The sequence below is a fragment of the Streptomyces sp. NPDC107562 genome, from assembly GCF_055657325.1.
In genome coordinates this window covers 269030-295552 of record NZ_JBVKBE010000003.1, presented here as the reverse complement: position 1 = coordinate 295552, position 26523 = coordinate 269030, and the positions used below count along the sequence as shown (strand labels likewise).

The window sequence follows — 26523 nt, the reverse complement described above, 5'->3', positions numbered from 1 at the left end:
CGACCGCCCCCTCCCCGGCCGGTTCCCCGATCCTCGGCCGCTGACGTCCGGACCGGACGCCGGGAGCGGAGCAGTCCCCCCACCTCACCCTGTCATGCACGTCCGACGCGCCCCCACTGCGCGCCAGGAGGAATCACCACGTCATGCAGCCCCTCATCGACAACGCCCGCACGTTCGGACAGCGCCCTGAGGAGTTCGCTCAGCTGGCTCAGGGCCAGTCCCCTGAAGTCCTGTTCATCACCTGCTCCGACTCCAGGGTCGTGCCCGCCCTGATCACCGGCGCCCGCCCCGGCCAGCTGTTCGAGCTGCGCACCGCGGGCAACATCGTTCCCCCGTACACCTCCGGCCGCCCCACCGGTGAGGCGGCAACCATCGAGTACGCCGTGGAGGTGCTCGGCGTCAAGGACGTCGTCGTCTGCGGCCACTCGCACTGCGGGGCCGTCGGCGCCCTGGTGCGCGGTGACGACCTCGACGCCGTACCGGCCGTCCGGGACTGGCTGGCGCACGCCGCCGACCAGCCCGAGGCAGCCGACCCGGCCGACCCGACCGTCGCCGAGGCGGTGCAGCACCACGTCCTGGCCCAGCTGTTGCGGCTGCGCTCGTACCCGTGCGTCGAGCGACGGCTGGCGGACGGCCGGTTGCGGCTGCGCGGCTGGTACTACGAGGTGCACACCGGCGCCGTACGCGAACACCGCCCCGACGCCGACGCGTTCGAGGCGCTGTGAGCCCCGCCATGGCCAAGTACCCCTACTTACGGCAGGACTTCGCCGCCTCCGTCGTCGTCTTCCTCGTCGCCGTGCCGCTGTGCGTGGGCGTGGCCGTCGCCTCCGGTGTCCCGGCCGAACTCGGCCTGGTCACCGGCATCGTGGGCGGCCTCGTGACCGGCCTGCTGCCCGGCAGCAGCCTCCAGGTGTCCGGCCCGGCGGCGGGCATGACGGTACTGGTCTACGAGGCGGTCACCGAGTTCGGGCTGCCCGTGCTCGGGGTGCTGGTGCTCGCGGCCGGTCTGCTCCAGCTCGTGATGGGCGCCCTGAAGCTGGGGCGCTGGTTCCGGGCGATCTCGGTGTCGGTCGTCGAGGGCATGCTGGCCGGCATCGGCCTCGTGATCATCGCGGGGCAGTTGTACGCGGCGGCCGGCATGAAGGCCCCCACATCCGGCGTCGACAAGATCGCCGGTCTGCCCGAGGCCGTCGTCGCGGCCGTGAGCAGCACCACGGCGCTGGCCTCCGTGGCGATAGGGGCGGCCACGGTAGCCGTCATGGTGGCGTGGAAAAGAATGCCGGAGCGGGTGCGCGCGGTGCCCGGCGCCCTCGCCGCCGTCGCCCTGGCCACGCTCGTCACCCTCGCGTTCGACCTCCCGGTCAGCACCGTCGAGGTGAGCGGCCTGATCGACGCGGTCCAGCCGCCCGGCGCCGACGCCTTCGCGGAGCTGGCGAGCCCGGCCGTCATCGGCACCGTGCTGGCCTTCACCCTGATCGCCTCGGCGGAGAGCCTGTTCAGCGCGGCGGCCGTGGACCGGCTGCACGACGGTCCGCGCACCCGCTACGACAAGGAGCTGATGGCCCAGGGCGCCGGCAACACGGTCTGCGGTGTGCTCGGCGCGCTGCCGATGACCGCGGTCATCGTGCGCAGTTCGGCCAACGTCCAGGCGGGTGCCCGGACCAAGGCCTCCCGGGTGCTGCACGGCGTCTGGCTGCTGCTGTTCGCCGCCCTGCTGCCGTCCGCGCTGGCGCTGATCCCGTTGCCCGCGCTGGCGGGCATCCTGGTCCACGCGGGCTGGAAGCTGATCCCGTTCCGGCAGCTCGTGGCGATGTGGCGCGACCACCGGGGCGAGGCGCTCATCCTCGTCGTCACGGCGGCCGCCATCGTCGGCGTGAACATGTTCGAGGGGGTCCTGATCGGTCTCGCCCTGTCGGTCGCCAAGACCGCCTGGGAGGCCTCGCACCTCAAGCTGGAGGTGATAGACAAGGGCGCCGGGCCGATCCAGGCCCACCTGTCGGGCAACGCGACCTTCCTGCGGCTGCCGAAGATCCTCGACAGCCTGGAGTCGCTTCCGCAGGACCGGCCCATCGAGCTCGACCTGTCCGGTCTCCACCACCTGGACCACGCGTGCCGTACGGCGCTGGAGAGCTGGGCCGAGCGGCACAGCGCGTCCGGCACCGACCCGGTGAAGGTGACCATACCCTGACCCGTCCGACAGCCCGGTGTCCGGTACGGAGCCCCCGTGGCCCCGGACCGGAGACCGGGCATATCGTTGCAGGAACGGACATCACGGGCCGCTGGCGAGGAGGTCGTCAATGGTCGAGGAAATCCTGGTGACCGCCGCGGCGGTCGGCTCCGCCGGTGTGGTGTACCTCGGGGCGGCGGCGCGGGTCGTCAAGCAGTACGAGCGTGGTGTGGTGCTGCGGCTCGGCCGGCTCAAGGGCCAGGTGCGGACGCCCGGATTCACGCTGATCATCCCGTTCGTGGACCGGCTGCACAAGGTGAACATGCAGATCGTCACGATGCCGGTGCCGGCCCAGGAGGGCATCACCCGGGACAACGTGACCGTGCGCGTGGACGCCGTCGTGTACTTCAAGGTGGTCGACGCGTCGAGCGCGCTGATCAAGGTCGAGGACTACAAGTTCGCGGTCTCCCAGATGGCCCAGACCTCGCTGCGTTCGATCATCGGCAAGAGCGAGCTGGACGATCTGCTCTCCGACCGCGAGAAGCTCAACCAGGGACTTGAGCTGATGATCGACAGCCCGGCGGTCGGCTGGGGCGTGCAGGTCGACCGGGTCGAGATCAAGGACGTGTCGCTGCCGGAGACGATGAAGCGCTCCATGGCCCGCCAGGCCGAGGCCGACCGGGAGCGGCGTGCCCGCGTCATCAACGCCGACGCCGAGTACCAGGCGTCGAAGAAGCTGGCCGAGGCGGCCCAGCAGATGGAGGACACGCCGACCGCGCTCCAGCTGCGCCTGCTCCAGACGATCGTGGCGGTGGCCGCCGAGAAGAACTCGACGCTGGTGCTGCCCTTCCCGGTGGAGCTGCTCCGCTTCCTGGAACGGCCGCCCCAGCCGACCGACCACCCTCAGGGCCACGCCCGGACACCGGACCGGAGCGTGAGCCAGGACCAGGGCCTGGGCCAGGACCAGGGCCAGGACATGAGCCAGGACCAGGAACTGGAGGCGGCGGTCGCGGACCGCGCGCCGGACGAGCCCGAGCCGGACGAGCCGGAGGGGCGCGGCTCCGCCCCGGCCGCGGCGACGTCCCGTGACGAGTGCTTCGCGCGTGGTTCCAGCGACCGGCGGTAGCTGATAGACACGACGGGGTCACTGTCCTGTCCGCCAGCAGGAAGGTTTCCCCCATGTCTGTGACGCGTCGTCATGCCCTCGCCCGCGGCGGTGCCCTGGGAGCGGGCATCGCGTTCTCCGGCGCCCTGTCCGAGCTCTTCGCCGGCACGGCCGCCGCCCGCGACCTCGGCCACACCGGCTACGGCCCCCTCGTACCCGATCCGAACGGACTGCTCGACCTGCCGGAGGGATTCCGCTACCGGGTGCTCTCCCGCGAGGGCGAACCGATGCTCTCCGGCGAGGGCCGCGTCCCCTCCAACCAGGACGGCATGACCGCCCTGCCCGGGCGTCACGGCCGCGTCCACCTCGTGCGCAACCACGAGAACCGCGTCACGTCGAGGGGTCCCGTCCCGGTGGTCGAGGGCCTCACCTACGACCCGGCGGCCAAGGGCGGCTGCACGGCGCTGACGCTGGAGGCCGGTGTCCACGTCCGCGCGGAGCGGGTCGCCGTCGCCGGAACGGCCGTCAACTGCGCTGGCGGCCACACGCCGTGGCGCACCTGGCTGACCTGCGAGGAGACCGAGGACCGCGCGGGCACCTCCGGCTACACCAAGGATCACGGCTTCATCTTCGAGGTCGACCCGGCCGACCCGCACTGCACCGGCGCGGTTCCGCTCACCGCGATGGGCCGCTTCCAGCACGAGGCGATCGCGGTCGACCCGCGCTCGGGTGTCGTCTACGAGACGGAGGACGCCTTCGTCCCGCCTTTCGGGCTCTTCTTCCGCTTCCTGCCCGAGAAGCCGCTCGGCGGCACCGGCTCCCTGCGGGCGGGCGGCCGGCTCCAGGCGATGCGGGTACCCGGCGTGCCCGACCTGTCGTCGATCCAGGAGACGGGCGCGAGCTTCGGCGGCGTCGAGTGGGTCGACGTACCGGACCCCCTCGCCACCAGCACCTCCGTGCGCCTCCAGGACTACGGCCCCCGGGGCATCACACGGGCGCAGAAGCTGGAGGGCTGTTACTGGGGCGGACGGAGCGTGTACTTCGTCTCGTCGTTCGCCCGCAGCGCGGACGGTTCGGCGGGCGACCACTCCGGCCAGGTCTGGCGCTACGACCCGGCGGCCCGCCGCCTCACCCTGGTGATCGTCTTCGGCCCGGACCAGGACGTCGACCTGCCCGGCGAGTGGCCGGACAACATCTGCCTCGCCCCGGGCGGCGGCCTCATGGTCTGCGAGGACGGCAACGGCGCGCAGCACGTCTTCGGGGTGACGCGCCGGGGCGAGGTGTACGCGCTGGCCCGCAACCGGCAGAACACGGGCACCTCCGAGGCCCCGAAGTACGGCGAGTTCGCGGGCGTCACCTTCTCGCCGGACGGCGAGACGATGTACGTCAACTGCTACGACCCCGGGACGACCTTCGCGGTGCGCGGGCCGTGGCGGAGGCCGCCGGCCGGGTGACGCGTCCGCCGCGTCGGCGCTGACCCCGACCCAAAAGGTCATATTTTCACACGGTGATCACTTCCGTACGAAGAGTCATCACCGTCTGCTTCCTGGGCGCCGCCCTGGCCGCCTGCGGCACCGCACAGGCGCCGCAGGGCGGCCGGACGGCCGCCCCCTCGGCGCCCGCCTCTCCGGCGAGACCGCCCACCCTCGCCCCCGGCCCCCAGGGCCTCACACCGGTCTTCACCAGCGGCCCGCGGACCGGGGGCAGGACCGTGGCGCTCACCTTCGACGCCGACATGACCGCCGACCAGGGGCCGCGTGCCGCCGGGGGCGAGCACTTCGACAATCCGCAGCTGATCGCGACACTGCGGGCGCTGAAGGTGCCGGCGACCGTGTTCATGACGGGCCGATGGGCCGAGCAGTACCCGATCCAGGCCCGCGGCATCGGCCGGGACCCCCTGTTCGAGGTGGCCAACCACTCCTACAGCCACTACGCCTTCACCGACGACTGCTACGGCCTGCCGACCGTCGGGGCGGAGCGCATGCGCACGGAGGTGGAGCGGGCCTACGCGGCCTTCCGCCGGGCCGGCGTGCGCGACGCCAAGCCGTACTTCCGGTTCCCCGGTGGCTGCTACGACCAGCGGGCTCTGCGCGCGCTGAGCGCCACCGGTGTCACGGCGGTGCAGTGGGACGTGGTCAGCGGCGACGCCTTCGCGACGGACGCGGACGCGGTGGCCCGGCAGGTGCTGGACGGGGTGCGGCCGGGATCCGTCGTCGTACTGCACTGCACGCGCAGCGCGGCGCCGACGACCGAGCGGGCGATCCGCACGATCGTGCCCGAGCTGCGGCGGCAGGGGTACCGGTTCGTGAAGGTGTCCGAGCTGATCCGGACGGCCGCCTCGGACGGACGACCGTGACCGCCGCGCTCGCCCCGGACGGTCCCTAGTACCGCGTCAGTCAGGGTTTGGCCCGTGAGGAGCGGCGTCCGGTGCGTCCTCTCTGCGGGCCGGACGTCGCGACGGGGCGAACTTCGGCTGACGCGGCACTAGCCCGAACAGGCCGTCCGCTGGGCCTCCAGCCATTCGCACTCGGGGCACAGGGTGATCCCCTTGTAGGCCTCCGGGTACTCGGTCGGCTTCCGGCACAGCACGCACTCCGCGTACGGCGGTCCCGCCGCCTTGGGCGGCCTGCTCGCGTCGATCAGGCAGTAGTCGTCACCCTCGCTCATGACTCCAGCGTATGCCCGTGTCTCCGGGTGCCGACGGGGTTGGCAGACTGGAGCGCGTGACCACCGAACCGACAGTCGGCCCCTTCCGCCCCGAGCCCGGCCCGCGCGACGTCGCGCCCCAGTTCGTGCTGCCGCTGGTCGTGCGGCTGGAGCGGGACGCCCCGCCCGCCCGGACCGACGCCCTGGAGACGGCCGCCCGTGCCGTGCTCGTGATGCTGAGCGACGCGCGCTCGCTGGGCGACGGGGAGTGGGCCGAGGCCGTGCGGGACTGGCAGGACGCACGGATCCGGAAGGTGGTGCGGCGGGCCCGGGGCGCCGAGTGGCGGCGTGCCGGGGCACTGCCCGGCATCACGGTGACCGGCAAGGCGGCCGAGGTGCGGGTCTTCCCGCCGGTCCCCCTGGACGGCTGGCCGAAGGACCTGGCGCGGCTGCAGGTCTCCGGGACGGACCTCGACGACCCCGAGCCGCCGGCCGAGGCCGACCCGGGGGCGCCGGTACTGTGGCTGAACCCGGAGATCGTGATGTCCGCGGGCAAGGCGATGGCCCAGGCCGGTCACGGCGCCCAACTCGCCTGGTGGGCGCTGTCCGACGCCGAGCGCACGGCCTGGCGGGACGCCGGGTTCCCGCTCGCCGTGCGGACCGCGCCCCGGGACCGCTGGGCCCACCTCACCGCGTCCGGGCTGCCGTTGGTGCGCGACGCCGGGTTCACCGAGATCCCGGCGGGCAGCTGCACCGTCGTCGCCGACCACCCGGCGCTGCGCTGAGAAAACTCTCGGGCCGCGGTTTCACGGAGCCTTGAACATCCGGGGTCCGTACCGCGTATCTCCTGGCGCTGGCCTAGCGACTCGTGCACCAACGACCAGTTGGCTTCTCCCAGGAGGCATCCCTTGCGGCGTATCAACGGTACGGCCCTCATCATCGCGGCGCTCGCCGCCACCGTCGGCGCGCTCGCCTTCCCGGTGTGGTCGTACGCCGACCGCTCCGGCACCGGCCAGGCGAACATGGCCGCCGGAACCGTGAACACCCAGTGGGGGCCGTTGACCGCGCAGGACCGTGATCTCATCGTCCGGGTGCGGCTGGCCGGTCTGTGGGAGCTGCCGGCGGGCCAGCAGGCGATGGAGCGCCCCACCAGCGCGGCGGTCAAGGAAGCCGCCGACCACCTGATCGTCGGCCACACGGACCTCGACAAGCGGGTCCGGATCGTCGCCGCCCAGCTCGGCGTCGAGCTGCCCAACCAGCCGACCGAGGAACAGCAGGGCTGGCTGAACGAGATGACCGCGGCCAGCGGCGTGGAGTACGAGTACAAGTTCGCCAACCTGCTGCGCTCCGCGCACGGCAAGATCTTCCCGGCGATCGGCGCGGTCCGCAACAGCACCCGCAACACGCTCGTCCGCCAGCTCGCCTCGGACGCCAACCAGACCGTCCTCGACCACATCACCGTGCTGGAGAAGACCGGCCGGGTCGACTTCGACGCCATCGCCAACGCCGCCGCGAACGCCGCGACCTCCAGCCCGACCGGTCCGCCCGCCCCGGTCCCCGGCCAGATCGTGCCTTCGGCGCCGGCGGCCGAGGCGACCGGGGACGTCCAGACGACGTCCGAGCCGTCGCCGGGCGCGCCGGGCACGGTCAACACCAAGCGGCCGGACCCGGAGGACACCGCCGGCGTCCTCGGGTGACCCGCGGACAACCTCAAATGTTGCTCTGAAGGCGCGTGCGGCAGGGTTCGGGCACCGGGAGCGGGGCCATACCCCCTGCACGCCGGAGAAGAGCGGTCCGTCGAAGGGGACGACACAGCGCATCAGGTGCCGGAGGGCAGAGGTGAAGGAGGGGGCCATGCAGCGGCTGGGAACCGGAATCGGGTGGCGGCCGGAGATCGCGGACGCCGTGGAGCGCATGCCCGGCGTCGACTGGGTCGAGGCGGTCGCCGAGAACCTCTGCCCGGGACACCTTCCGCCGTCGCTGCTGCGGCTGCGCGAGCGCGGGGTGACCGTCGTGCCGCACGGCGTCTCCCTCGGCCTCGGTGACGCCGAACGGCCCGACCCCGGGCGTCTGACGGCGCTCGCCGCACGGGCGGAGGCGCTCGGCTCGCCCCTGGTGACCGAGCACATCGCCTTCGTCCGTGCGGGCGGCCCGCTCACCGCGTCCCCGCGCCTGGAGGCCGGCCACCTGCTCCCCGTGCCGCGCACCAAGGACGCCCTCGACGTGCTGTGCGAGAACGTCCGCATCGCGCAGGACGCGCTGCCGGTGCCGCTCGCCGTGGAGAACATCGCCGCGCTCATCTCCTGGCCGGGCGAGGAGATGACGGAGGGGCAGTTCCTGTACGAACTGGCCGACCGCACCGGCGTACGGCTCCTGATCGACGTGGCGAACCTGCACACCAACCACGTCAACCGGGGCGAGGACCCCGCCGAGGCGCTCGCCGAACTCCCGCTGGAGGCCGTCGCGTACGTCCATGTCGCCGGCGGCTTCGCACGCGACGGCGTCTGGCACGACAGCCACGCCCACCCCGTCCCCCGCCCGGTCCTCGACATCCTCACCGACCTCGCCTCCCGGGTCACCCCGCCGGGCGTCCTGCTGGAACGCGACGAGAACTTCCCGGAACCCGCCGAGCTGGAGGGCGAACTGACGGCGATCCGGCAGGCACTCGCGCGGGGGGCACGGGCGCGCACACAACCACCGCCCAGCGCGGAAGCCGCCGACCCTCCCGCCACGGCCGGGTCGGTCGGCGCCGGGTCCACCGGTTCCCCCACCGATCCCGCCCGGCAGCGTCTCGCCCTCACGCAGGCCGCGCTGCTCTCCGCCCTGGTGGCCGGCACCCCGGTCCCCGAGGGGTTCGACCGGGCGCGGCTCGGGGTGCAGGCGCGGGCGCTGGCCGGGAAGCGGGCGGACGTGGTGGCCAAGGTGGCCCCGGAGTTGCCGGTGATCCTGGGGTCGGCCTATCGGGCCTCCTTCCTGGCGTACGCGCAGCGGCGCCCGATGACCGGGGGGTACCGCCGGGACGCCCTGGACTTCGCCGAGGAACTGCTGCTGACCGGCCGGCCCCAAGAGGCCCGCTCAAGGCGGGAGTTGCGGGAGTGGTGGCTGGACCGCTCCGGACCGGCGCCGCGTCCGCGCTCGCGGATGGCCCGGGCCCGGCGGGTCCTGCTGCGCCGTTGACGGCCGGGCATGCGGAACGTCACATACCGACAACGCTCCGTCCCGAGATGTGAACAAGGCATGGAGTTTCCCAGTCGGTTGGCATAGAAAAACGGCATGTTCTGGGTCCTCCTCCTGTTGCTGGCATGGGCCGTGGCCGGTCTGGCGTGCACCCGGCTGTGCCTGGCCGCCGTGCGCGCGGCGGACGCCGAGGCGGAGCCGTGCGGCAAGCACGACCTGACGCTGTACGAGGCCGCCTTCCTGTCCGGCGGACCGGCGCGGGTCGCCGACCTGACACTGGTGTCGATGGCCCGCCAGCGACGCCTGCTCCTCGCGCACACGGGCTGGGCGACCGTCGTGGACCCGCGCGGGCGCGACGACATCGAGCGGTCGGTGATAGGCGCCATCGGGCCGGAGGGGCAGTCCCCCATCGCCCCCGTGCGGGCCGCCGCAGCGTCCGCCGACGCGGTGCACGGCCTGGCCGACCGGCTCGTCAGCGCCGGTCTCGCCGTGCCGGCCGGTGCGGGGATCACCGTCGGGTCCGGGGTGCGCCAGGTGCGGATCGCCTCGCTGGCGGTGCTCGCGCTAGGTGTGGCTGCGCTGCTGATGCCCGCCCAGGAAGGCGTGCCCGGCCATCTGGTCGCACTCTGGTTCGCCCTGCCGCAGATCCTCTGCCTGAGCTGCCTGGTCCTGGCCCGGATCGAGGCGCACCCCTACTCGCGCTGGGCCTCCCCGGCCGGACAGCGCCTGCTCGGCACGCTGGCCCGGCACCCGGACAACACCGGGGACGACCGCGCCTACCTCACCTCGGTCGCCGTACGCGGCATCCGCGCGGTCGGCGAGCCGGACCTGCGGGCGGCCTTCGCACACCGCGGGCCCCACCGCCGCTCCTGACGGGGTCTCACCGGGTCCCGGAACGCCCCGGGGGCGTATGGGCGCATTGGGGCCGACACCGACCACCTGTGCTTGCCTTTTCCCACAATCGTACGAAACATCCCTTCTGTCGCTGCCGCGCTTCGAAGGGATACGCGATGAGAGCTGCCGCCCTCTACACGGCCGCCGGTTCCCTGCTCCTCACCGGCCTCGCCGCCGCCCCCGCCGGCAGTGCCCCGGCCCGCCCGGACGCGACGGCCGAGGTGCGCGGCACCGCCGTGGCCGCCGCCCGCGCCGCTGCCGCCGGTGTCGACTTCGGCGACTGCGCCGACGCGCTGAACGGGGCGAAGACCCCGCCGGGCATGGAGTGCGGCACCGTCACCGTCCCCCTGGACTACGCGCGCCCCGACGGCGAGCAGATCGGTCTCACGGTCAGCCGGATGCCGGCCACCCGGCGCGACCCGGGCAACAGCAAGCGGAAGGTGCCCCGTCAGGGCGCCCTCGTCTTCAACCCGGGCGGCCCGGGCGCCTCCGGACTGCAGTTCCCGATGATCGGTCACCTTCCGAAGTGGCAGCGCCTGGCCGCCGCGTACGACCTCGTCGGATACGCCCCGCGCGGCGTCGGCCGCTCCGCGCCGCTGTCCTGCGAGGACCCCGCACAGCACTTCAAGGGACCGTCGTCCGCACCCACGCACCCCTCGGAGTCGTACAAGCGGGAGCGCGTCGCGCGGGCCGCCGCCTACGCGCGCGGCTGCGCCGAGCGGTCGGGTGAGGCGCTGCGGCACTACCACTCCCTGAACAACGCCCGCGATCTCGACGTGCTGCGCGCCGCGCTGGACGAGGACCGGCTGACGTTCCTGGGGGCTTCGTACGGCACCTACTTCGGGGCCCTGTACGCGACCATGTTCCCCTCACACGTCCGGCGGATGGTGTTCGACTCGGCCGTCGACCCCGACCCGGCGCAGGTCTGGTACCGCAACAACCTCGCCCAGTCCGCCGCGTTCGAGGACCGCTGGACGGACATGAAGGAGTGGATCGCCGCGCACCACTCCGTGTACGGCCTCGGCACCACGGCCGAGGAGGTGCAGCACGGCTACGACACCGCGCGTGCCCGGCTCGCGGACGAACCGGCGGGCGGGAAGGTCGGGCCGGGCCAGTTGCAGAGCGCGTTCCTGGAGGCCGGCTACTACGACGGCCACTGGCCGTCCCGGGCCCAGGCGCTGTCGTCGTATCTGAAGGGCGATCCCCGGCCCCTGATCGGCCTGGCCGCGCCGCGGGAGGGATCGGCTGCGCAGGCGGAGAACTCGCGTGCGGTCTACACGGCCGTCGAGTGCAACGACGCGCCCTGGCCGACGGAGTGGAAGGTGTGGGACCGGGACAACACCCGGCTCGCGCGCGTGGCACCGTTCGAGACGTGGAACAACGTGTGGCTGAACCTGCCGTGCGCCCACTGGCAGGTGCCGCGGCAGCGGCCGCTGGACGTGCGGACCGGGCCGGGCGAGCTGCCGCCGACGCTGATCCTGGCCGCCGAACGGGACGCCGCCGCCCCCTACGACGGCGCCCTCGAACTCCACCGCCGGCTGTCCGGCTCGGTGCTGGTCACCGAACGGGACGCCGGCACGCACGGCATCGCGGGCGGCCCCAACGCCTGCGTCAACGGCTATCTGGAGGCGTATCTGATCGAGGGGCGGCTCCCGGCGCGCCGCGCGAACTGCGCGCCGCACCCGGAGCCGAAGCCGGGCGCCGGGGGGACGGCGGACGCCGCCGAACGGAGCGTCCCCGGCCGGTAGCGTGCGCCCGCCTCGGGCCCTCGCCGCTCAGGCGAGGCCCGCGACCAGCTCCGCGATCTCCTTGCGGCGGCCGGTGTAGAAGGGCACCTCCTCGCGGACGTGCATCCGCGCCTCCGAGGCGCGCAGATGACGCATGAGGTCGACGATGCGGTACAGCTCGTCGGCCTCGAAGGCGAGGATCCACTCGTAGTCGCCGAGGGAGAACGACGCGACCGTGTTGGCGCGCACGTCCGGGTAGCCGCGGGCCATCTTGCCGTGGTCGGCCAGCATCCGGCGGCGGTCCTCGTCCGGCAGCAGGTACCAGTCGTAGGAGCGCACGAAGGGATAGACGCTGACGTACGCACGGGCCGTCTCGTCGGCGAGGAACGCCGGGATGTGGCTGCGGTTGAACTCGGCGGGGCGGTGCAGCGCCATGTTCGACCACACCGGCTCCAGGGCGCGGCCCAGCCTGGTGCGGCGGAACAGGTTGTACGCCTCCTGCAGCTGGTCGCTGGTCTCGGCGTGCCACCAGATCATGAGGTCCGCGTCGGCCCGCAGCCCGGAGACGTCGTAGGTGCCGCGGACGGTGACGTCCTTCGCGGCGAGCTGGTCGAACAGCTCCTGGACCTCTTCGGCGTAGCCCGCGCGGTCCTCGGGCAGCACGTCCTTCAGCTTGAACACGGACCACAGGGTGTAGCGGATGACCTCGTTGAGGTCCTTGGCCAGCTTGCCCTTGTTCGGGATCCGGTCGGGGGCGGTGGTGGAGGCGTCGTCACTCATGTCCCTTATTCTCCCGCTCCGCCGTGCAGACTCTGCACCGGGTGGGCGGTGAGCTCGCGCACCGCCGCCAGGTCGCCGTGGATCTGGTCCACGGCCGCGTAGGCACCGGCGACGCAGGCCGGGATCCCCACGCCGTCGTAGGCCGCGCCGCACACGGCGAGGCCCGGGAGCTTGCCGACCTGCTCCCGGACGCGGGCCACGCGCGCGTGGTGGCCCACGGGGTACTGGGGCAGGCCTTCGTCCCAGCGTGTGACGCGCGTCCTGACGGGCGTGGCGTCCAGGCCGGTGGCCGCTTCGAGGTCGTGCCGTGACACGTCGACCAGGCCGTCGTCGTCACGGCCGAGGATCTCCGTCTCGCCGTACCGGCCGACGGAGGTGCGCAGCACGACCAGGTCCGGGTCGTCGTCGGCGATCCAGCCCCACTTCTGGGAGGCGAACGTGGACGCCTTGATCGTCCGTCCGTCGACCGGCGGCACCAGGAAGCCGCTGCCCTCGGGGAGGCGGGCCTCGGACCTGCGGTAGGCGAGGGTGACCAGCGCCATCGACGCGTACTCCACGGCGGCCAGGTCGGTCGCGGCCGCCGGTGCCTCGGCGCGCAGCAGTTCGGCGGCGGCCGGTGCGGGCGCGGCGACGATCACCGCGTCGGCGTGCAGGACACGGCCGCCGGCCACGACCCGCCAGCCCGCGCCGCCCGCGCGGCGCAGTTCCGTGACCCGGGCCCCGGTGACGATCTCGCCACCGCGGGCGCGCACCGACTCTGCCACGGCGAGCGGCAGGCCGCCCACGCCCCCCTCGATGCCCATGAACACCGGCCCGGTCCGCGCGGCGGCGGTCGCCTCGGCCTGGATCTCCCGGACCGCCGCGGTGAGCGAGTCGTGCGCCCGGGCGGCCTGGAAGAGCTGCGGGACGGCCGAGCGCATCGAGATGCGGTAGGCGTCGCCCGCGTAGACGCCGCCGAGCAGCGGCTCCACGAGCCGGTCGACGACCTCGCGGCCGAGCCGCGCGGCCACGAACTCGCCCACCGCGACGTCGTCGCCGATCTCCGTGCGGGGCAGACCGGCGTCGCGCTCGATGCGCGCGAGGCCCTCCTCGGACAGGACGCCCGCGAGCGCGGAGGCGGTGCCGGGCACGCCCATGACGTGTCCCTTGGGCATGGGGCGCAGCGCGCCCCGGGTCCACAGGGCCGCCGTCGCGGTGGACGGCGGCCGGAGCCGGTCCGCGAGGCCCACCTCGCGCGCGAGGGCGACCGCCTCGGGCCGCCGGGCCAGCATCGACTCGGCGCCCAGGTCCACGCGCACGCCCGCGATCTCGCCGGGCAGCAGCTTGCCGCCGATTCGGCCGGACGCCTCCAGCACGGTCACCCGCGCCCCGCGGTCCAGCAGCCGGTGGGCGGCGGCCAGCCCGGCGATCCCGGCTCCGATGACGACGGCCTGCCCGGCGTCGGTGCGTGCTGCGTTCATGGCTCCACCTTCTCAGACGCCACCGACAGTCACCCCGACGGCCGGGCGCGGGCCCCGCGGCCCACCGAGTCCCGGCCGTGACCGCATCGGGATCGCATCGGGACCGGGCCGGTCCAACGTCCGCACCGGTCCCGGCGTCCAAGGAGCGTCCGTTGCCACGACCCTCGGGGGTTCGTCCACATGCCCGCACGACGCACCGCACGCCTCTTCGCCGCCCGCCCCGCCCCGGCCCTGGCCGGGCTCCTGCTCGCCACCGCCCTGGCGTTGACCGGGTGCAGCGGCGGGGACGACACCTCGTCCGACTCCGCGGGCGAGGCGGCCGCCGCCCAGGACCACGCGGCCGTGGAGCCCGGCGCCAAGGAGGGCGCCCACGGCGGCGACAGCCGCTCCGGCGCCGAGAACCCCCCGGCCGCTCCCCGGCTGCCCACCAGCCACATCATCCGCACCGCCGCCCTCACGGTGGAGGTCAAGGATGTGCCCGAAGCCCTCGACGAGGCCCGGACGACCGCCGAGACCGCGGGCGGCTTCGTCGGCAGCGAGACGACCACCCGGGACGAGCACGGCAACGAGCGCACGCGTGTCGTCCTGCGGGTGCCCGTCGCGCAGTACGAGGACGTGCTGGCCGACCTTGAGGGCGCGGGCAGGCTCCTCGACCGCACCGCGAAGGCGACGGACGTCACCGACCAGGTGGTCGACGTCGAGAGCCGCATCAGGACCCAGCGCGCCAGCGTCGCGAGGATCCGCGAGCTGATGGACCGGGCGACCGGGCTGAGCGACGTGGTGGAGCTGGAGGGGGAGCTGAGCGCCCGCCAGGCCGACCTGGAGTCGCTGCTCGCCCAGCAGGCGTCCCTGAAGGACCGCACGAGCCTGTCCACCATCACCCTGTCGCTGTCCGAGAGGCCGGCGGCGAAGGCGGCACAGGACGACGGCGACCCCGGGTTCACCGACGCGCTGGCGGGCGGCTGGGACGCTTTCGTGACGATGGTGCGCTGGATCGTGGTCGCCCTGGGCGCGGTCCTGCCGTTCGCGGCGCTCGCGGCGCTGCTCGCCCTTGTCTGGCTGCGGGTCGTACGGCCGCGCAGGGCGGACCGCCTCGCACCGGCGCCGGAGCGGGGTGGGCAGGACCGAAGTGAGCCCGGGTCGTAGCGTGTGCGCATGAGCATGAGTGCTGCGAGCGGTACGAAAGAACGACTGGTCGTGATCGGCGGGGACGCCGCGGGGATGTCCGCGGCGTCCCAGGCCCGCCGGATGAGGGGCCCCGACGAGCTGGAGATCGTGGCCTTCGAACGCGGCCACTTCACCTCGTACTCCGCGTGCGGCATCCCGTACTGGGTGGGCGGCCAGGTCTCCGAGCGGGACGAGCTGATCGCCCGCAGCCCCGAGGAGCACCGCGCGCGCGACATCGACCTGCGGCTGCGTACGGAGGTCGTGGAGATCGACGTCGCCGGGGCGCGGGTACGCGCGCGGGACGTCGATTCGGGGGCCGAGTCCTGGACGCCGTACGACAAGCTCGTGATCGCCACCGGGGCCCGGCCGATCCGCCCCGACATGCCCGGCGCCGACGCTCCCGGGGTGCACGGGGTGCAGACCCTGGACGACGGCCAGGAGCTCCTGGACACCCTCACCCGCGCGCGGGGCAACCGCGCGGTGGTCGTCGGCGCGGGCTACATCGGCGTCGAGATGGCCGAGGCAATGATCAACCGCGGCTACGAGGTGACGGTCGTCAACCGGGGTGCGGAGCCCATGTCCACGCTCGACGCGGACATGGGACGGCTGGTGCACGAGGCCATGGAGGGCATGGGCATCACCATGGTCAACGACGCCGAGGTCACCAAGATCCTCACCGGTGACGACGGGGAGGTGCGGGCGGTGGCAACGGAGGACGCCGAGTACCCGGCGGACGTGGTCGTGCTCGGCATCGGCGTACGCCCCGAGACGACGCTGGCGAGGGCGGCGGGCCTGCCCCTGGGGGAGCACGGCGGGCTGCTGACCGATCTCGCGATGCGGGTGCGCGGCCACGAGAACATCTGGGCCGGCGGCGACTGCGTGGAGGTCCTCGACCTGGTCGCCGGGCGGCAGCGGCACATCGCCCTCGGCACGCACGCCAACAAGCACGGCCAGGTCATCGGCATGAACGTGGGTGGCGGGTACGCGACGTTCCCCGGGGTGGTCGGCACCGCGGTGAGCAAGGTGTGCGACCTGGAGATCGCCCGGACCGGACTGCGGGAGAAGGACGCGCTGCGGGCGGGTCTGCGCTTCGAGGCGGTGACGATCGAGTCCACCAGCCGGGCCGGGTACTACCCCGGAGCCTCCGCGATGACCGTGAAGATGCTCGCCGAGCGCCGCACGGGACGGCTGCTCGGCGTGCAGATCGTCGGCCGGGAGGGGGCGGGCAAGCGGGTCGACATCGCGGCGGTGGCGCTCACGGCCGGGATGACGGTGGAGCAGATGACGGCACTGGACCTCGGGTACGCCCCACCGTTCTCCCCTGTTTGGGACCCCGTACTGGTGGCCGCACGCAAGGCCGCGGGGAAGGTACGCGGCGGCTGAGCGTCGGGGCCGGCGGACTTCCGCGGGCTGTGGGCCGCGCACGACGTCAAGAGGCAGGCGCACGGCCTCATGCGCCTGTCGCATCCGCCGGTCGGGGAACTGCCAGGCCCGGCTCGCCCTCCGCGGAGGCGCTGCGCCTGCTGGCCGGCTGGCCGGCTGGAGCGGACGCCTCGCAGGAGCGGCCGGTCGGCTGACCCCTGATCGCCGGGCGGGCCTCAGCGCCTCTCAGGCCGTGCCGTTGATGCGGTCGATCGCCTGGCGGGCCTGTTCCCCCGGCGGGCGGGACGGCAGGGAGGACACCGAGCCGGCGGACGCCGCCGGCATGGCCGTGGGCTGGGCGCCCGACGGCCTCGCGTGGGCACCCGGGGAGACGGACCGCAGCCGGTTGCCGACCGCCTCGTCCAGGGTCACCGGCCGCTGCAGTTGGGCCGCCATCCGGCCGGCCTCCTGGCCGAGCCGCGCGACGTCCTCCCAGGGGAGGTGCACCACCAGCGCGAGCTGTGCCTCGCCCTCGGGGGTGGCCTGGATCGGAGGAGTAACTCGGTCGTTCATCGCCTGTTCCTCACGTCGTCCCGCGACGCGCCTCGCCGGGCCGCGGCCGGTCGAGAGGAGATACGCGCGCCCGCCGGGCGGCGTTCACCGGTTCGACGGTCCCATCGAGGGCAGTACTTCCTTGTGGTGATCCCCGTCCATGACGTCAACCCCGTGCGCCGCACGCCCTGGGTGACGTACGCGCTGATCGCGGCGAACGTGATCGTGTTCCTGTTCACGCCCGGCCTCGCCGGCTCGGTGGCCGGCGACAGCAGCCTGGCGCAACTGTGCCATCTCCAGGCGTTCCTGGACCGGTACGCGGCGGTCCCCCAGGAGCTGATCCACCATCAGCTGCCGCAGCTGGTGCCCACCGGCGAGACCGCGGTCGGCCCGCGGGGACCCGGGTGCGTGGTGGGACCGCCGACGTACGAGAAGTCGCCCGAACTGAGCGTGCTCACGGCGATGTTCCTGCACGGCAGCTGGCTGCACCTGCTGGGCAACATGCTCTTCCTGCTGATCTTCGGCAACAACGTCGAGGACCGCATGGGGCATGTGCGCTTCACCCTGTTCTACGCCGTCTGCGGCTACGCGGCGTCGTACGGCTTCGCGGTCCTGAACGCCGGCTCCGCGGAGCCGTTGATCGGCGCCTCGGGAGCGATCGCCGGTGTGCTGGGCGCCTATCTGGTGCTGTTCCCGAAGGCCAGGGTGTGGGTGCTCGTCCCGTTCCTGATCTTCCTGCCGCTGCGGTTGCCGGCCTGGATGGTGCTGGGCTTCTGGTTCGTGCTGCAAGCGGTGTACTCGTCCGGCGAGGGGGTCTCCGCCGCGGGCACCGTGGCGTACGCGGCCCACATCGTCGGCTTCCTGGCCGGCATGCTCCTCGCCTGGCCCCTCAAACCGGGGACACCACCGCCGCCGGAGCCGCGCGGCCTGCTCTTCGGCAGGCGGGCGCGGCCCCGGCAGACGTGGTGAGCGCTCAGCGGGCGGTCTGCGTGTGGACGTACTCGACGAGCCGGGTCAGGGCGTCCGGGTCGGTGGACGGCATGACGCCGTGACCGAGGTTGAAGACGTGGCCCTCCAGGCCCGCCGCCGTGTCCAGGACCTCGCGGGCCTTGCTCTCGACGGCCTCCTGGGTGGCGAAGAGGACCGTGGGGTCGATGTTGCCCTGCAGCGCCTTGCCGGGGCCGACGCGGCGGGCGGCCTCGTCGAGGGAGACGCGCCAGTCGACGCCGACGACGTCCGCGCCGGCCTCGCCCATCAGGCCGAGCAACTCGCCGGTGCCGACGCCGAAGTGGATGCGCGGGACGCCGTAGGCCTCGACCGCGCGGAACACCTTCGAGGAGGCGGGCAGGACGGAGCGCCGGTAGTCGGCGGGCGCGAGGGCGCCGGCCCAGGAGTCGAAGAGCTGGACCGCGCTCGCGCCCGCCTCGATCTGCACCTTGAGGAAGGCGGCGGTGATGTCCGCGAGACGGTCGAGGAGGTCGGCCCACAGCTGCGGGTCGCCGTACATCATCGCCTTGGCGTTCTCGTACGTGCGGGACGGACCGCCCTCGACGAGGTAGCTCGCGAGGGTGAACGGGGCGCCGGCGAAACCGATCAAGGGCGTCGCGCCGAGTTCGGCGGTCAGCATGCCGATCGCCTCCGTGACGTAGGAGACGTCCTCGGGGGTCAGGTCGCGCAGCTGCGCGAGGTCGGCGCGGGAGCGGATCGGGCGCTCGACGACCGGGCCGACGCCGGGCTTGATGTCGAGGTCGACACCGATGGCCTTGAGGGGGACGACGATGTCGCTGAAGTAGATCGCCGCGTCCACGTGGTGCCGGCGCACCGGCTGCAGGGTGATCTCGGTGACCAGCTCGGGCCGCATGCACGACTCCAGCATGGGGATGCCCTCGCGCACCTTCCGGTACTCGGGCAGCGAGCGACCGGCCTGCCGCATGAACCAGACCGGGGTGTGCGGCACGGGCTCGCGCCTGCACGCCTTCAGGAAGGCGGAGTCGTACGTCGCTGTCGGCTGCTGGCCCGTGGGGCTTCCGTTGGCACTCACGGGGAAAGTTTCGCACGGCGGCCGAACGGGCAGGGCGGGGCCTCCGGTGCCGACGACGGGTGCTCTAGTGGCAGGACCCGGCGTCCCGGTACCGCCGGGCGGGGTGTCTAGCCTGCACCGGGCGTCCGTTCCCCTTAATCTGCACCGCATGGCTGCGGCTCAGGGACGACTGTCGGACGACGCTGGCGGAATGGACGACTCGAAGGAGGGGCATCTGCATACGGGCGACACTGCTCCGCCACTCTTCCGGGCTGCCGTCGAGGGACTGCGCTGCGCGCGGCTGCGGCCGCAGATCGAGGTCGAGCCCACCCGGGCGCCCCAGCGGCTGGCCCCGCACGCGTACGCGCTGGAGGCCACCGTCGTCGACGGCGACCAGGACCTGGCCGACGGCCGGCTGGTGCTGCTGCACGACCCGGCGGGGCACGAGGCCTGGCACGGCACCTTCCGGCTGGTGACGCTGGTGCGGGCCGAGCTGGAGGCGGAGATGGCCTCCGACCCGCTGCTGCCCGAGGTGTGCTGGAGCTGGCTGACCGGCGCGCTCCAGGCGCGCGGCCTGACGTACGGCGAACCCAGCGGGACCGTCACACGCGCGAGTTCGCACTACTTCGGCGGGCTGTCCGCGCGTCCCGCCGCCTCGCAGATCGAGATCAGGGCCTCCTGGACGCCCCGGGAGGGGCTGGGCGGCGTACCGGACACCGGCGCCCATCTCGCCTCCTGGTGCGATCTGCTCTCCCAGATCGCGGGGCTGCCGCCGGCGGGCCCGGGTGACGCGTCGGTGGTGACACTGCCGCAGCGGCGCGACCCGCAGGCCCGCTGACCGGCGGCGCGCGAACGGCAGTTCTCCCTCTCCCGAGCAACCCCTCTGACGGTTCCGGCCGGACTCCGGTCGGAATCCGACAATTCCGGTCCGTCGGACCCCTTTCCCGCACCCCGGCTCGCCGCATTCGGGCCGGGCACACACGCATGCACCCATTCGGGCGGATCTCTTTGTCGATACGGCCACTTTCGGCCGGACAACGAATCGAACCGAAACCGTTCGATCTTCGGATGATCGCTCGCGTGTCCGAATTGCTCGGATTGTTACTCACCAGATCGTGATCATTCTCTAAAGGCAGACCGGTTTGGTGCCGAAGACGACTGTGACCTTGAAAGCACGGTTCGTCCCGGCTTCGCCCCCCACGAGCCGACTCCGTCCCCGCACCCAGGAGGCCTGGTGTCCGTTCTCCTTGAGCAGCCCGCAAGCCTGGTCGCCTACCGCCCGAACAAGCCGACCGCGATGGTGGTCGTGGCCGACCCCCGCGTCCGCTCCACCGTCACCCGCCACCTGTGGGCGCTCGGTGTGCGCGATGTCATCGAGGCCTCCTCCATCGCCGAGGCTCGTCCCCGCATCGGCAACCCCCGCGACATCTGCGTCGCCGACGTCCACCTGCCGGACGGTTCCGGTCTGACGCTGCTGTCGGAGACCCGCGCCGCGGGCTGGCCCAACGGGCTCGCCCTGTCGGCCGCCGACGACATCGGCGCCGTGCGCAACGCCCTCGCGGGCGGTGTGAAGGGCTACGTCGTCACCGGCACCCGTACCAACGTCGGGCTCCCCACCCGACCGGGTGCCGCCCCCATCGGCGCGGCCGCCGCCCGTCTGCACCGCCGCCCCCCGGGTGCCCCGAGTCACCCGGGTGGCTACCGCGAGCTCTCCGGTCGCGAGGTCGAGGTGCTGCGCCTGGTCGCCGAAGGCCAGTCGAACAAGGCGATCGGCGTCTCGATGGGCCTGTCCGCGCTCACCGTCAAGAGCCACCTCGCCCGCATCGCCCGCAAGCTCGGCACGGGTGACCGCGCCGGAATGGTCGCCGTGGCCCTGCGCACCGGCATCATCCACTGATCACCGCCCACCGCCGCGCCTCCCGCTCCCCCGCCCGCCCGCCGCAATGTCACTGTCCCTCCCTCGGCCCCTCGCCCGGTCTCTCCCCCGTACGCTCCCCTGATCCCTCCACCGGTCCCTCCCCGAGCACGGTGCCGAGCCACCCGTTCGCCGGACGGCCGTGACCGGGAACCCCCCGGGACCTGACTGGTTTGCGACCCTCCGGCGCCCGTCGACGTAACGTTCCGTCGGCGGGCGCCGCGCATACACAGATACCCTTGACAGGTGACCGACGCCCAAGAAACCGCAGCAGACAGTTCACTGCGAACCACCGGAGGCGCCCCTCCGGAAGACGGCGGAGCTTCTGTTACGGAGGCGCCGATCCCTTTGCTGGAGCCACGTGAGGGCATTCCGCCCGTGATCGCGGACGAGGCCGCCCTCGCCGAGGTGATCGCGGCCTTCGCCGCCGGCTCCGGTCCCGTCGCCGTCGACGCCGAGCGCGCCTCCGGCTACCGCTACGGACAACGCGCCTACCTCGTGCAGCTGCGCCGTCAGGGCGCGGGCACCGCGCTGATCGACCCCGTCGCCTGCCCCGACCTCTCGGCGCTCGGCGACGCGCTGTCCGGGGTGGAATGGGTGCTGCACGCCGCGACCCAGGACCTGCCCTGCCTGCGGGAGATAGGCATGGTGCCGACGCGGCTGTTCGACACCGAGCTGGCCGGGCGGATCTCCGGGTTCCCCCGGGTCGGCCTCGGCGCCATGGTCGAGAGCGTGCTCGGGTTCGTCCTGGAGAAGGGCCACTCCGCCGTCGACTGGTCCACCCGGCCGCTCCCCGAGCCGTGGCTGCGCTACGCCGCGCTCGACGTCGAGCTGCTCGTCGACCTGCGGGACGCGCTGGAGAAGGAGCTGGACCGGCAGGGCAAGCTGGAGTGGGCCCGGCAGGAGTTCGACGCGATCGCGGCCGCGCCTCCGGCGGAGCCCCGCAAGGACCCCTGGCGCCGTACGTCCGGGATGCACAAGGTGCGCCGCCGGCGGCAGCTCGGCGTGGTGCGTGAGCTGTGGCAGACCCGGGACCGGATCGCGCAGCGCAGGGACATCTCGCCCGGCAAGGTGCTCTCGGACGCGGCCATCGTCGAGGCCGCGCTCGCGCTTCCGGCCACGGTGCAGGCGCTGTCCGCGCTGAACGGTTTCGGGCACCGGATGGGCCGTAGGCAGCTGGAGCAGTGGCAGGTGGCGGTGGACCGCGCCAAGGCGCTGCCCGAGGCCCAGCTGCCGCAACCGGGGCAGCCGGTCGCGGGGCCTCCCCCGCCGCGGGCGTGGGCGGACAAGGATCCGGCGGCGGCGGCGCGGCTGTCCGCGGCCCGTGCGGGCGTGTCCGCGCTGGCCGAGGAGCTCGGGCTGCCCCAGGAGAACCTGATCGCGCCGGACACCGTGCGGCGGGTGTGCTGGGAGCCGCCGGCGGTGGCCGACACGGAGTCCGTGCGCGCCGCACTGGCCGGGCACGGGGCGCGCCCCTGGCAGGTGGAGCTGGTGACGCCGGTGCTGGTGGACGCGCTGGCGGCCAAGGGCGCCTGAGCACTCGCGTGCGTCCGACGTACGGCGGGTGCGGGGCGGCGTGGGCTGGTCGCGCGGTTCCCCGCGCCCCTGAGGCGTCGACGCTCGGGCCGGGAGCCGGGGGCGGGCTCGTGGGGCGGGTGCGGGGTGGCGTGGGGTGGTCGCGCGGTTCCTCGCGCCGCTGAGGCGGCGGCGCTCGGGCCGGGAGCCGGGGGCGGGCTCGTGGGGCGGGTGCGGGGCGGCGTGGGCTGGTCGCGCGGTTCCCCGCGCCCCTGAGGCGTCGACGCTCGGGCCGGGAGCGGGGGCGGCGTGGGCTGGTCGCGCAGTTCCTCGCGCCCCTGAGGCGTCGACGCTCGGGCCGGAAGCCGGGGGTGGCGTGGGCTGGTCGCGCAGTTCCTCGCGCCGCTGGGGCGGCGGCGCTCGGGCCGGGAGCCGGGGGCTCCCGCGCCCCTGGGGTGAGTGCGGCGATATTCGGCCATCCGCCGTCGGGGGTGCCCCCGGGGAGTGGTGTGACGTTCGCCGCTCCCCCCGGGGGGGCTGGGCAGCTACGTTACCCATAAGTAGCATGGGGCTGAGCGCGCGCTCAGTGAGCCGCATCGCAGCAGTGCCATCCCGCACCCTGGAGGAGAGCCATCGTGCCTCGTACCGTCAGGGACGTCGTCTTCGTAGACGGCGTCCGCACCCCGTTCGGCAAGGCGGGCCCGAAGGGCATCTACCACGAGACCCGCGCCGACGACCTCGTCGTGAAGGCGATCCGGGAGCTGCTGCGCCGCAACCCCGGCCTGGACCCCCAGCAGATCGACGAGGTCGCCATCGCCGCGACCACGCAGATCGGTGACCAGGGCCTGACCATCGGCCGCACGGCCGGCATCCTCGCGGGCCTGCCGCAGTCGGTGCCCGGCTACTCGATCGACCGCATGTGCGCGGGCGCGCTGACCGCCGTGACCACCACGGCCGGTTCCATCGCCTTCGGCGCGTACGACGCCGTCATCGCCGGCGGTGTCGAGCACATGGGCCGCCACCCGATGGGCGAGGGCGTCGACCCCAACCCGCGGTTCGTCAGCGAGAAGCTGGTCGACGAGTCGGCCCTGTTCATGGGCATGACCGCGGAGAACCTGCACGACCGCTACCCGCACATCACCAAGCAGCGCGCCGACGAGTACGCCGTGCGCTCCCAGGAGAAGGCCGCCAAGGCGTACGCCAACGGCAAGATCCAGGCCGACCTGGTGCCGATCTCGGTGCGCCGCACCGACGCCGGAGCCGGTGAGACGGGCTGGGGCCTGGTCACCGCCGACGAGCCGATGCGTCCGGGGACGACCCTGGAGAACCTGGCCGGTCTGAAGACCCCGTTCCGTGTGCACGGGCGCGTCACCGCGGGCAACGCGGCCGGTCTGAACGACGGTGCCACCGCGTCGATCATCGCGAGCGAGGACTTCGCCCGTGAGCACGGCCTGCCGGTCAAGATGCGCCTGGTGTCGTACGCCTTCGCGGGCGTCGAGCCGGAGGTGATGGGCTACGGCCCCATCCCGGCCACCGAGAAGGCCCTCGCCAAGGCGGGCCTGTCGATCGAGGACATCAACCTCTTCGAGATCAACGAGGCCTTCGCCGTCCAGGTCCTGGCCTTCCTCGACCACTACGGCATCGCCGACGACGACGCGCGCGTCAACCAGTACGGCGGCGCCATCGCCTTCGGCCACCCGCTGGCCTCCTCCGGCGTCCGTCTGATGACGCAGCTGGCCCGCCAGTTCGAGGAGCACCCGCACGTCCGCTACGGCCTGACCACCATGTGCGTCGGCTTCGGCATGGGCGCGACGGTCATCTGGGAGAACCCGCACTTCGAGGGGGACAAGTGAGCACCACCGCCGAGCTTCTGCAGCAGGCCTCGACCCTCTTCCCCGACGAGGTCGTCACCAGCGCGCACGTACGCCACTTCGACCTCCCCCTGGGTGCCGGGCGCTTCGCCCTGATCACCCTGGACAACGGCCTGGACCACACCAAGCCGACCACCTTCGGCCCGCAGTCGCTGGCGAACCTCGACGCCGCGATCGACCAGGTCGAGAAGGAGGCCGGGGACGGTGACGTCGTCGGCGTCGGCATCACCGGCAAGCCGTTCATCTTCGCCGTCGGCGCCGACCTCAAGGGCGTCGAGCTGCTGAAGGAGCACAAGGACGCGCTCGCCATCGGCAAGGGCGGCCACGACGTCTTCAAGCGCCTCGCCGGCCTCGCCGTGCCGACGTTCGCGTACTACAACGGCGCCGCGATGGGCGGCGGCGTCGAGGTCGGCCTGCACTGCACCTACCGCACGGTGTCCGCGGCCATCCCCGCCTTCTCGCTCCCCGAGGTCTTCCTCGGCCTGGTCCCCGGCTGGGGCGGCTGCACCCTGCTGCCGAACCTGATCGGCCCCGAGAAGGCCGTCTCGGTGATCATCGAGAACAGCCTCAACCAGAACAAGCAGCTCAAGGGCAAGCAGGTCTACGAGCTCGGGATCGCCGACGCGATCTTCGAGGGTGCCGACTTCCTGGAGCAGTCGCTCATCTGGACGGCCGCCGTCCTCAAGGGCGAGATCCGCATCGAGCGCCCGGTGATCGACCGCGGTGAGGCCTGGGACCAGGCCGTCGCCAAGGGCCGCTTCCTCGCCGACAGCAAGGTGCACGGCGCCGCCCCGGCCGCCTACCGCGCCCTCGACATCATCGCCGCCGCCAAGAACGGCGACCTCCAGCAGGGCTACGACGCCGAGGACAAGGCGCTCGCCGACCTGATCATGGGTGGCGAACTGCGCGCCGGCATCTACGCCTTCAACCTGGTGCAGAAGCGCGGCAAGCGCCCGGCCGGCGCCCCGGACAAGAACCTGGCGCGCCCGGTCACCAAGGTCGGCGTCGTCGGCGCCGGCCTGATGGCCTCCCAGCTCGCGCTGCTGTTCCTGCGCCGCCTGGAGGTGCCGGTCGTGCTGACCGACATCGACCAGGAGCGCGTCGACAAGGGTGTGGGCTACGTCCACGCCGAGATCGACAAGCTGCTCGGCAAGGGCCGGATCCACCAGGACAAGGCCAACCGCCTCAAGGCGCTGGTGACCGGTGTCCTGGACAAGGCCGAGGGCTTCGCGGACGCGGACTTCGTGATCGAGGCCGTGTTCGAGGAGATGGGCGTCAAGCAGAAGGTGTTCGCGGAGGTCGAGGCGGTCGCCCCGGCGCACGCGATCCTCGCGACCAACACCTCCTCGCTGTCCGTCTCGGAGATGGCGTTGAAGCTGAAGCACCCGGAGCGGGTCGTCGGCTTCCACTTCTTCAACCCGGTCGCGATCCTGCCGCTGCTGGAGATCGTCCGCGGCGAGCAGACCGACGACGCCTCGCTGGCCACGGCGTTCGCCGTCGCCAAGAAGCTGAAGAAGACGGCCGTGCTCGTCAAGGACGCCCCGGCGTTCGTGGTGAACCGCATCCTGACCCGCTTCATGGGCGAGATCCAGAACGTCATCGACGAGGGCACGCCCGTCGAGGTGGCGGAGAAGGCGATCGAGCCGCTGGGGCTGCCGATGTCGCCGCTGGTGCTGCTGGAGCTGGTCGGCCCGGCCATCGGGCTGCACGTCTCGGAGACCCTCAACAGGGCGTTCCCGGACCGCTTCACCGTCTCCCCCAACCTCAAGGCGGTCGTCGAGGCGGGCAAGCGCGGTTTCTACGTCTACGACAGCGGCAAGCCCGAGCTGGACCCGGAGGTCGCCGCGCTGCTGAAGCAGGGCGACTCGGTGCTCACCGAGGAGCAGGTGCGGGCCCGGGTGCTGGACGCGGTGGCGCAGGAGATCGGGCTCATGCTCGACGAGGGCGTCGTCGCCGAGGCGCAGGACATCGACCTGTGCCTGATCACCGGTGCGGGCTGGCCCTTCCACCTGGGCGGCATCACGCCGTACCTGGACCGCGAGGGCGTCTCCGAGCGGGTGACCGGGAAGCGGTTCCTGGAGCAGGGCACCGCGAGCGTCCCGGCGTAACCGCCTGACAAGGACAGAGGGCCCCCGCCACGGCGGGGGCCCTCTTCCGGTACAGGT

At 73.0% G+C, this 26523-nt stretch carries 24 protein-coding genes; 19 read left to right on the top strand and 5 right to left on the bottom strand.

Features of this window, described 5'->3' with window-relative positions; all coding sequences use genetic code 11:
* The first annotated feature begins 143 nt into the window (after positions 1 to 143).
* The 5 genes from ACZ7LV_RS11570 (at position 144) to ACZ7LV_RS11550 (ending at position 5628) form a co-directional block, all read left to right on the top strand.
* Positions 144 to 725, top strand: a complete 582-nt coding sequence (locus ACZ7LV_RS11570; protein ID WP_471938194.1) for a carbonic anhydrase — start codon at positions 144 to 146, stop codon at positions 723 to 725.
* An 8-nt stretch (positions 726 to 733) separates the two neighbouring features.
* Entirely contained in the window at positions 734 to 2188 is a 1455-nt protein-coding gene (locus ACZ7LV_RS11565) for a SulP family inorganic anion transporter (RefSeq protein ID WP_471938192.1), read from the top strand.
* Between the two features lie 109 nt (positions 2189 to 2297).
* Positions 2298 to 3293, top strand: a complete 996-nt coding sequence (locus ACZ7LV_RS11560) for a slipin family protein (RefSeq protein WP_471938190.1) — start codon at positions 2298 to 2300, stop codon at positions 3291 to 3293.
* A gap of 53 nt (positions 3294 to 3346) precedes the next feature.
* Positions 3347 to 4726, top strand: a complete 1380-nt coding sequence (locus ACZ7LV_RS11555) for an alkaline phosphatase PhoX (protein ID WP_471938188.1) — start codon at positions 3347 to 3349, stop codon at positions 4724 to 4726.
* A gap of 53 nt (positions 4727 to 4779) precedes the next feature.
* A complete protein-coding gene (locus tag ACZ7LV_RS11550; protein WP_471938186.1) occupies positions 4780 to 5628 on the top strand; it encodes a polysaccharide deacetylase family protein in 849 nt (282 codons plus the stop codon).
* Positions 5629 to 5756: 128 nt separating this feature from the next.
* On the opposite strand, the gene ACZ7LV_RS11545 is transcribed toward ACZ7LV_RS11550, so the two are convergent.
* Positions 5757 to 5939 carry a hypothetical protein gene (locus ACZ7LV_RS11545; protein WP_471938184.1) on the bottom strand — a complete coding sequence of 61 codons (183 nt, stop codon included), beginning with the start codon at positions 5937 to 5939 and terminating at the stop codon, positions 5757 to 5759.
* Between the two features lie 11 nt (positions 5940 to 5950).
* Between ACZ7LV_RS11545 and ACZ7LV_RS11540 the strand changes: the two genes are divergently transcribed.
* The 5 genes from ACZ7LV_RS11540 to ACZ7LV_RS11520 all read left to right on the top strand — a co-directional run bounded on the left by ACZ7LV_RS11540 (position 5951) and on the right by ACZ7LV_RS11520 (position 11737).
* A complete protein-coding gene (locus ACZ7LV_RS11540) occupies positions 5951 to 6703 on the top strand; it encodes a peptidyl-tRNA hydrolase (RefSeq protein WP_471938182.1) in 753 nt (250 codons plus the stop codon).
* A 123-nt stretch (positions 6704 to 6826) separates the two neighbouring features.
* Positions 6827 to 7615 (top strand): DUF4142 domain-containing protein, encoded by a 789-nt coding sequence (locus tag ACZ7LV_RS11535; protein WP_471938180.1) that lies wholly within the window; start codon positions 6827 to 6829, stop codon positions 7613 to 7615.
* A gap of 157 nt (positions 7616 to 7772) precedes the next feature.
* Positions 7773 to 9095: an MbnB/TglH/ChrH family RiPP precursor modification enzyme gene (locus ACZ7LV_RS11530; RefSeq protein ID WP_471938178.1), complete on the top strand. Its 1323-nt coding sequence runs from the start codon at positions 7773 to 7775 to the stop codon at positions 9093 to 9095.
* A gap of 96 nt (positions 9096 to 9191) precedes the next feature.
* Positions 9192 to 9968: a TIGR04222 domain-containing membrane protein gene (locus tag ACZ7LV_RS11525; protein WP_471938176.1), complete on the top strand. Its 777-nt coding sequence runs from the start codon at positions 9192 to 9194 to the stop codon at positions 9966 to 9968.
* Positions 9969 to 10105: 137 nt separating this feature from the next.
* Positions 10106 to 11737 carry an alpha/beta hydrolase gene (locus ACZ7LV_RS11520; RefSeq protein WP_471938174.1) on the top strand — a complete coding sequence of 544 codons (1632 nt, stop codon included), beginning with the start codon at positions 10106 to 10108 and terminating at the stop codon, positions 11735 to 11737.
* A 27-nt stretch (positions 11738 to 11764) separates the two neighbouring features.
* Here ACZ7LV_RS11520 and hemQ read toward each other — a convergent pair whose 3' ends face one another.
* The gene (gene hemQ, locus ACZ7LV_RS11515) at positions 11765 to 12496 is read right to left on the bottom strand and encodes a hydrogen peroxide-dependent heme synthase (protein WP_471938172.1); all 732 of its coding nucleotides are present in this window, start codon (positions 12494 to 12496) and stop codon (positions 11765 to 11767) included.
* A 5-nt stretch (positions 12497 to 12501) separates the two neighbouring features.
* Positions 12502 to 13956, bottom strand: coding sequence for a protoporphyrinogen oxidase (gene hemG, locus ACZ7LV_RS11510; RefSeq protein ID WP_471938170.1), 1455 nt, complete (start codon positions 13954 to 13956; stop codon positions 12502 to 12504).
* Between the two features lie 180 nt (positions 13957 to 14136).
* Between hemG and ACZ7LV_RS11505 the strand changes: the two genes are divergently transcribed.
* From ACZ7LV_RS11505 to ACZ7LV_RS11495, 3 genes are read left to right on the top strand one after another with little or no spacing between them, the layout of a single operon-like run.
* The gene (locus ACZ7LV_RS11505) at positions 14137 to 15102 is read left to right on the top strand and encodes a DUF4349 domain-containing protein (RefSeq protein ID WP_471938168.1); all 966 of its coding nucleotides are present in this window, start codon (positions 14137 to 14139) and stop codon (positions 15100 to 15102) included.
* A gap of 9 nt (positions 15103 to 15111) precedes the next feature.
* Complete coding sequence (locus tag ACZ7LV_RS11500) at positions 15112 to 16506, top strand: FAD-dependent oxidoreductase (protein WP_471938166.1); 1395 nt, start codon at positions 15112 to 15114, stop codon at positions 16504 to 16506.
* A 27-nt stretch (positions 16507 to 16533) separates the two neighbouring features.
* Positions 16534 to 16707, top strand: coding sequence for a hypothetical protein (locus tag ACZ7LV_RS11495; RefSeq protein ID WP_471939184.1), 174 nt, complete (start codon positions 16534 to 16536; stop codon positions 16705 to 16707).
* Between the two features lie 24 nt (positions 16708 to 16731).
* Here ACZ7LV_RS11495 and ACZ7LV_RS11490 read toward each other — a convergent pair whose 3' ends face one another.
* The gene (locus ACZ7LV_RS11490; RefSeq protein WP_471938164.1) at positions 16732 to 17058 is read right to left on the bottom strand and encodes a hypothetical protein; all 327 of its coding nucleotides are present in this window, start codon (positions 17056 to 17058) and stop codon (positions 16732 to 16734) included.
* Between the two features lie 123 nt (positions 17059 to 17181).
* Here ACZ7LV_RS11490 and ACZ7LV_RS11485 point away from each other — a divergent pair, with 123 nt between their 5' ends.
* Complete coding sequence (locus tag ACZ7LV_RS11485; RefSeq protein WP_471938162.1) at positions 17182 to 18006, top strand: rhomboid family intramembrane serine protease; 825 nt, start codon at positions 17182 to 17184, stop codon at positions 18004 to 18006.
* A 4-nt stretch (positions 18007 to 18010) separates the two neighbouring features.
* Here ACZ7LV_RS11485 and hemE read toward each other — a convergent pair whose 3' ends face one another.
* Positions 18011 to 19078, bottom strand: coding sequence for a uroporphyrinogen decarboxylase (hemE, locus tag ACZ7LV_RS11480; protein ID WP_471938161.1), 1068 nt, complete (start codon positions 19076 to 19078; stop codon positions 18011 to 18013).
* A 190-nt stretch (positions 19079 to 19268) separates the two neighbouring features.
* On the opposite strand from hemE, the gene ACZ7LV_RS11475 reads away from it, so the two are divergent.
* From ACZ7LV_RS11475 to ACZ7LV_RS11455, 5 genes are all read left to right on the top strand, one after another.
* Positions 19269 to 19895, top strand: coding sequence for a DUF3000 domain-containing protein (locus ACZ7LV_RS11475; RefSeq protein ID WP_471938159.1), 627 nt, complete (start codon positions 19269 to 19271; stop codon positions 19893 to 19895).
* Positions 19896 to 20291: 396 nt separating this feature from the next.
* A complete protein-coding gene (locus tag ACZ7LV_RS11470; RefSeq protein ID WP_003993737.1) occupies positions 20292 to 20954 on the top strand; it encodes a response regulator transcription factor in 663 nt (220 codons plus the stop codon).
* Between the two features lie 264 nt (positions 20955 to 21218).
* Positions 21219 to 22508, top strand: coding sequence for a ribonuclease D (locus tag ACZ7LV_RS11465; RefSeq protein WP_471938156.1), 1290 nt, complete (start codon positions 21219 to 21221; stop codon positions 22506 to 22508).
* A 614-nt stretch (positions 22509 to 23122) separates the two neighbouring features.
* Complete coding sequence (locus ACZ7LV_RS11460; protein ID WP_471938154.1) at positions 23123 to 24340, top strand: thiolase family protein; 1218 nt, start codon at positions 23123 to 23125, stop codon at positions 24338 to 24340.
* On the top strand, positions 24337 to 26466 hold the full coding sequence (locus ACZ7LV_RS11455) for a 3-hydroxyacyl-CoA dehydrogenase NAD-binding domain-containing protein (protein WP_471938153.1): 2130 nt from the start codon (positions 24337 to 24339) through the stop codon (positions 26464 to 26466). Before ACZ7LV_RS11460 ends, ACZ7LV_RS11455 begins: the two co-directional genes overlap by 4 nt.
* The last annotated feature ends 57 nt before the right edge of the window (positions 26467 to 26523 follow it).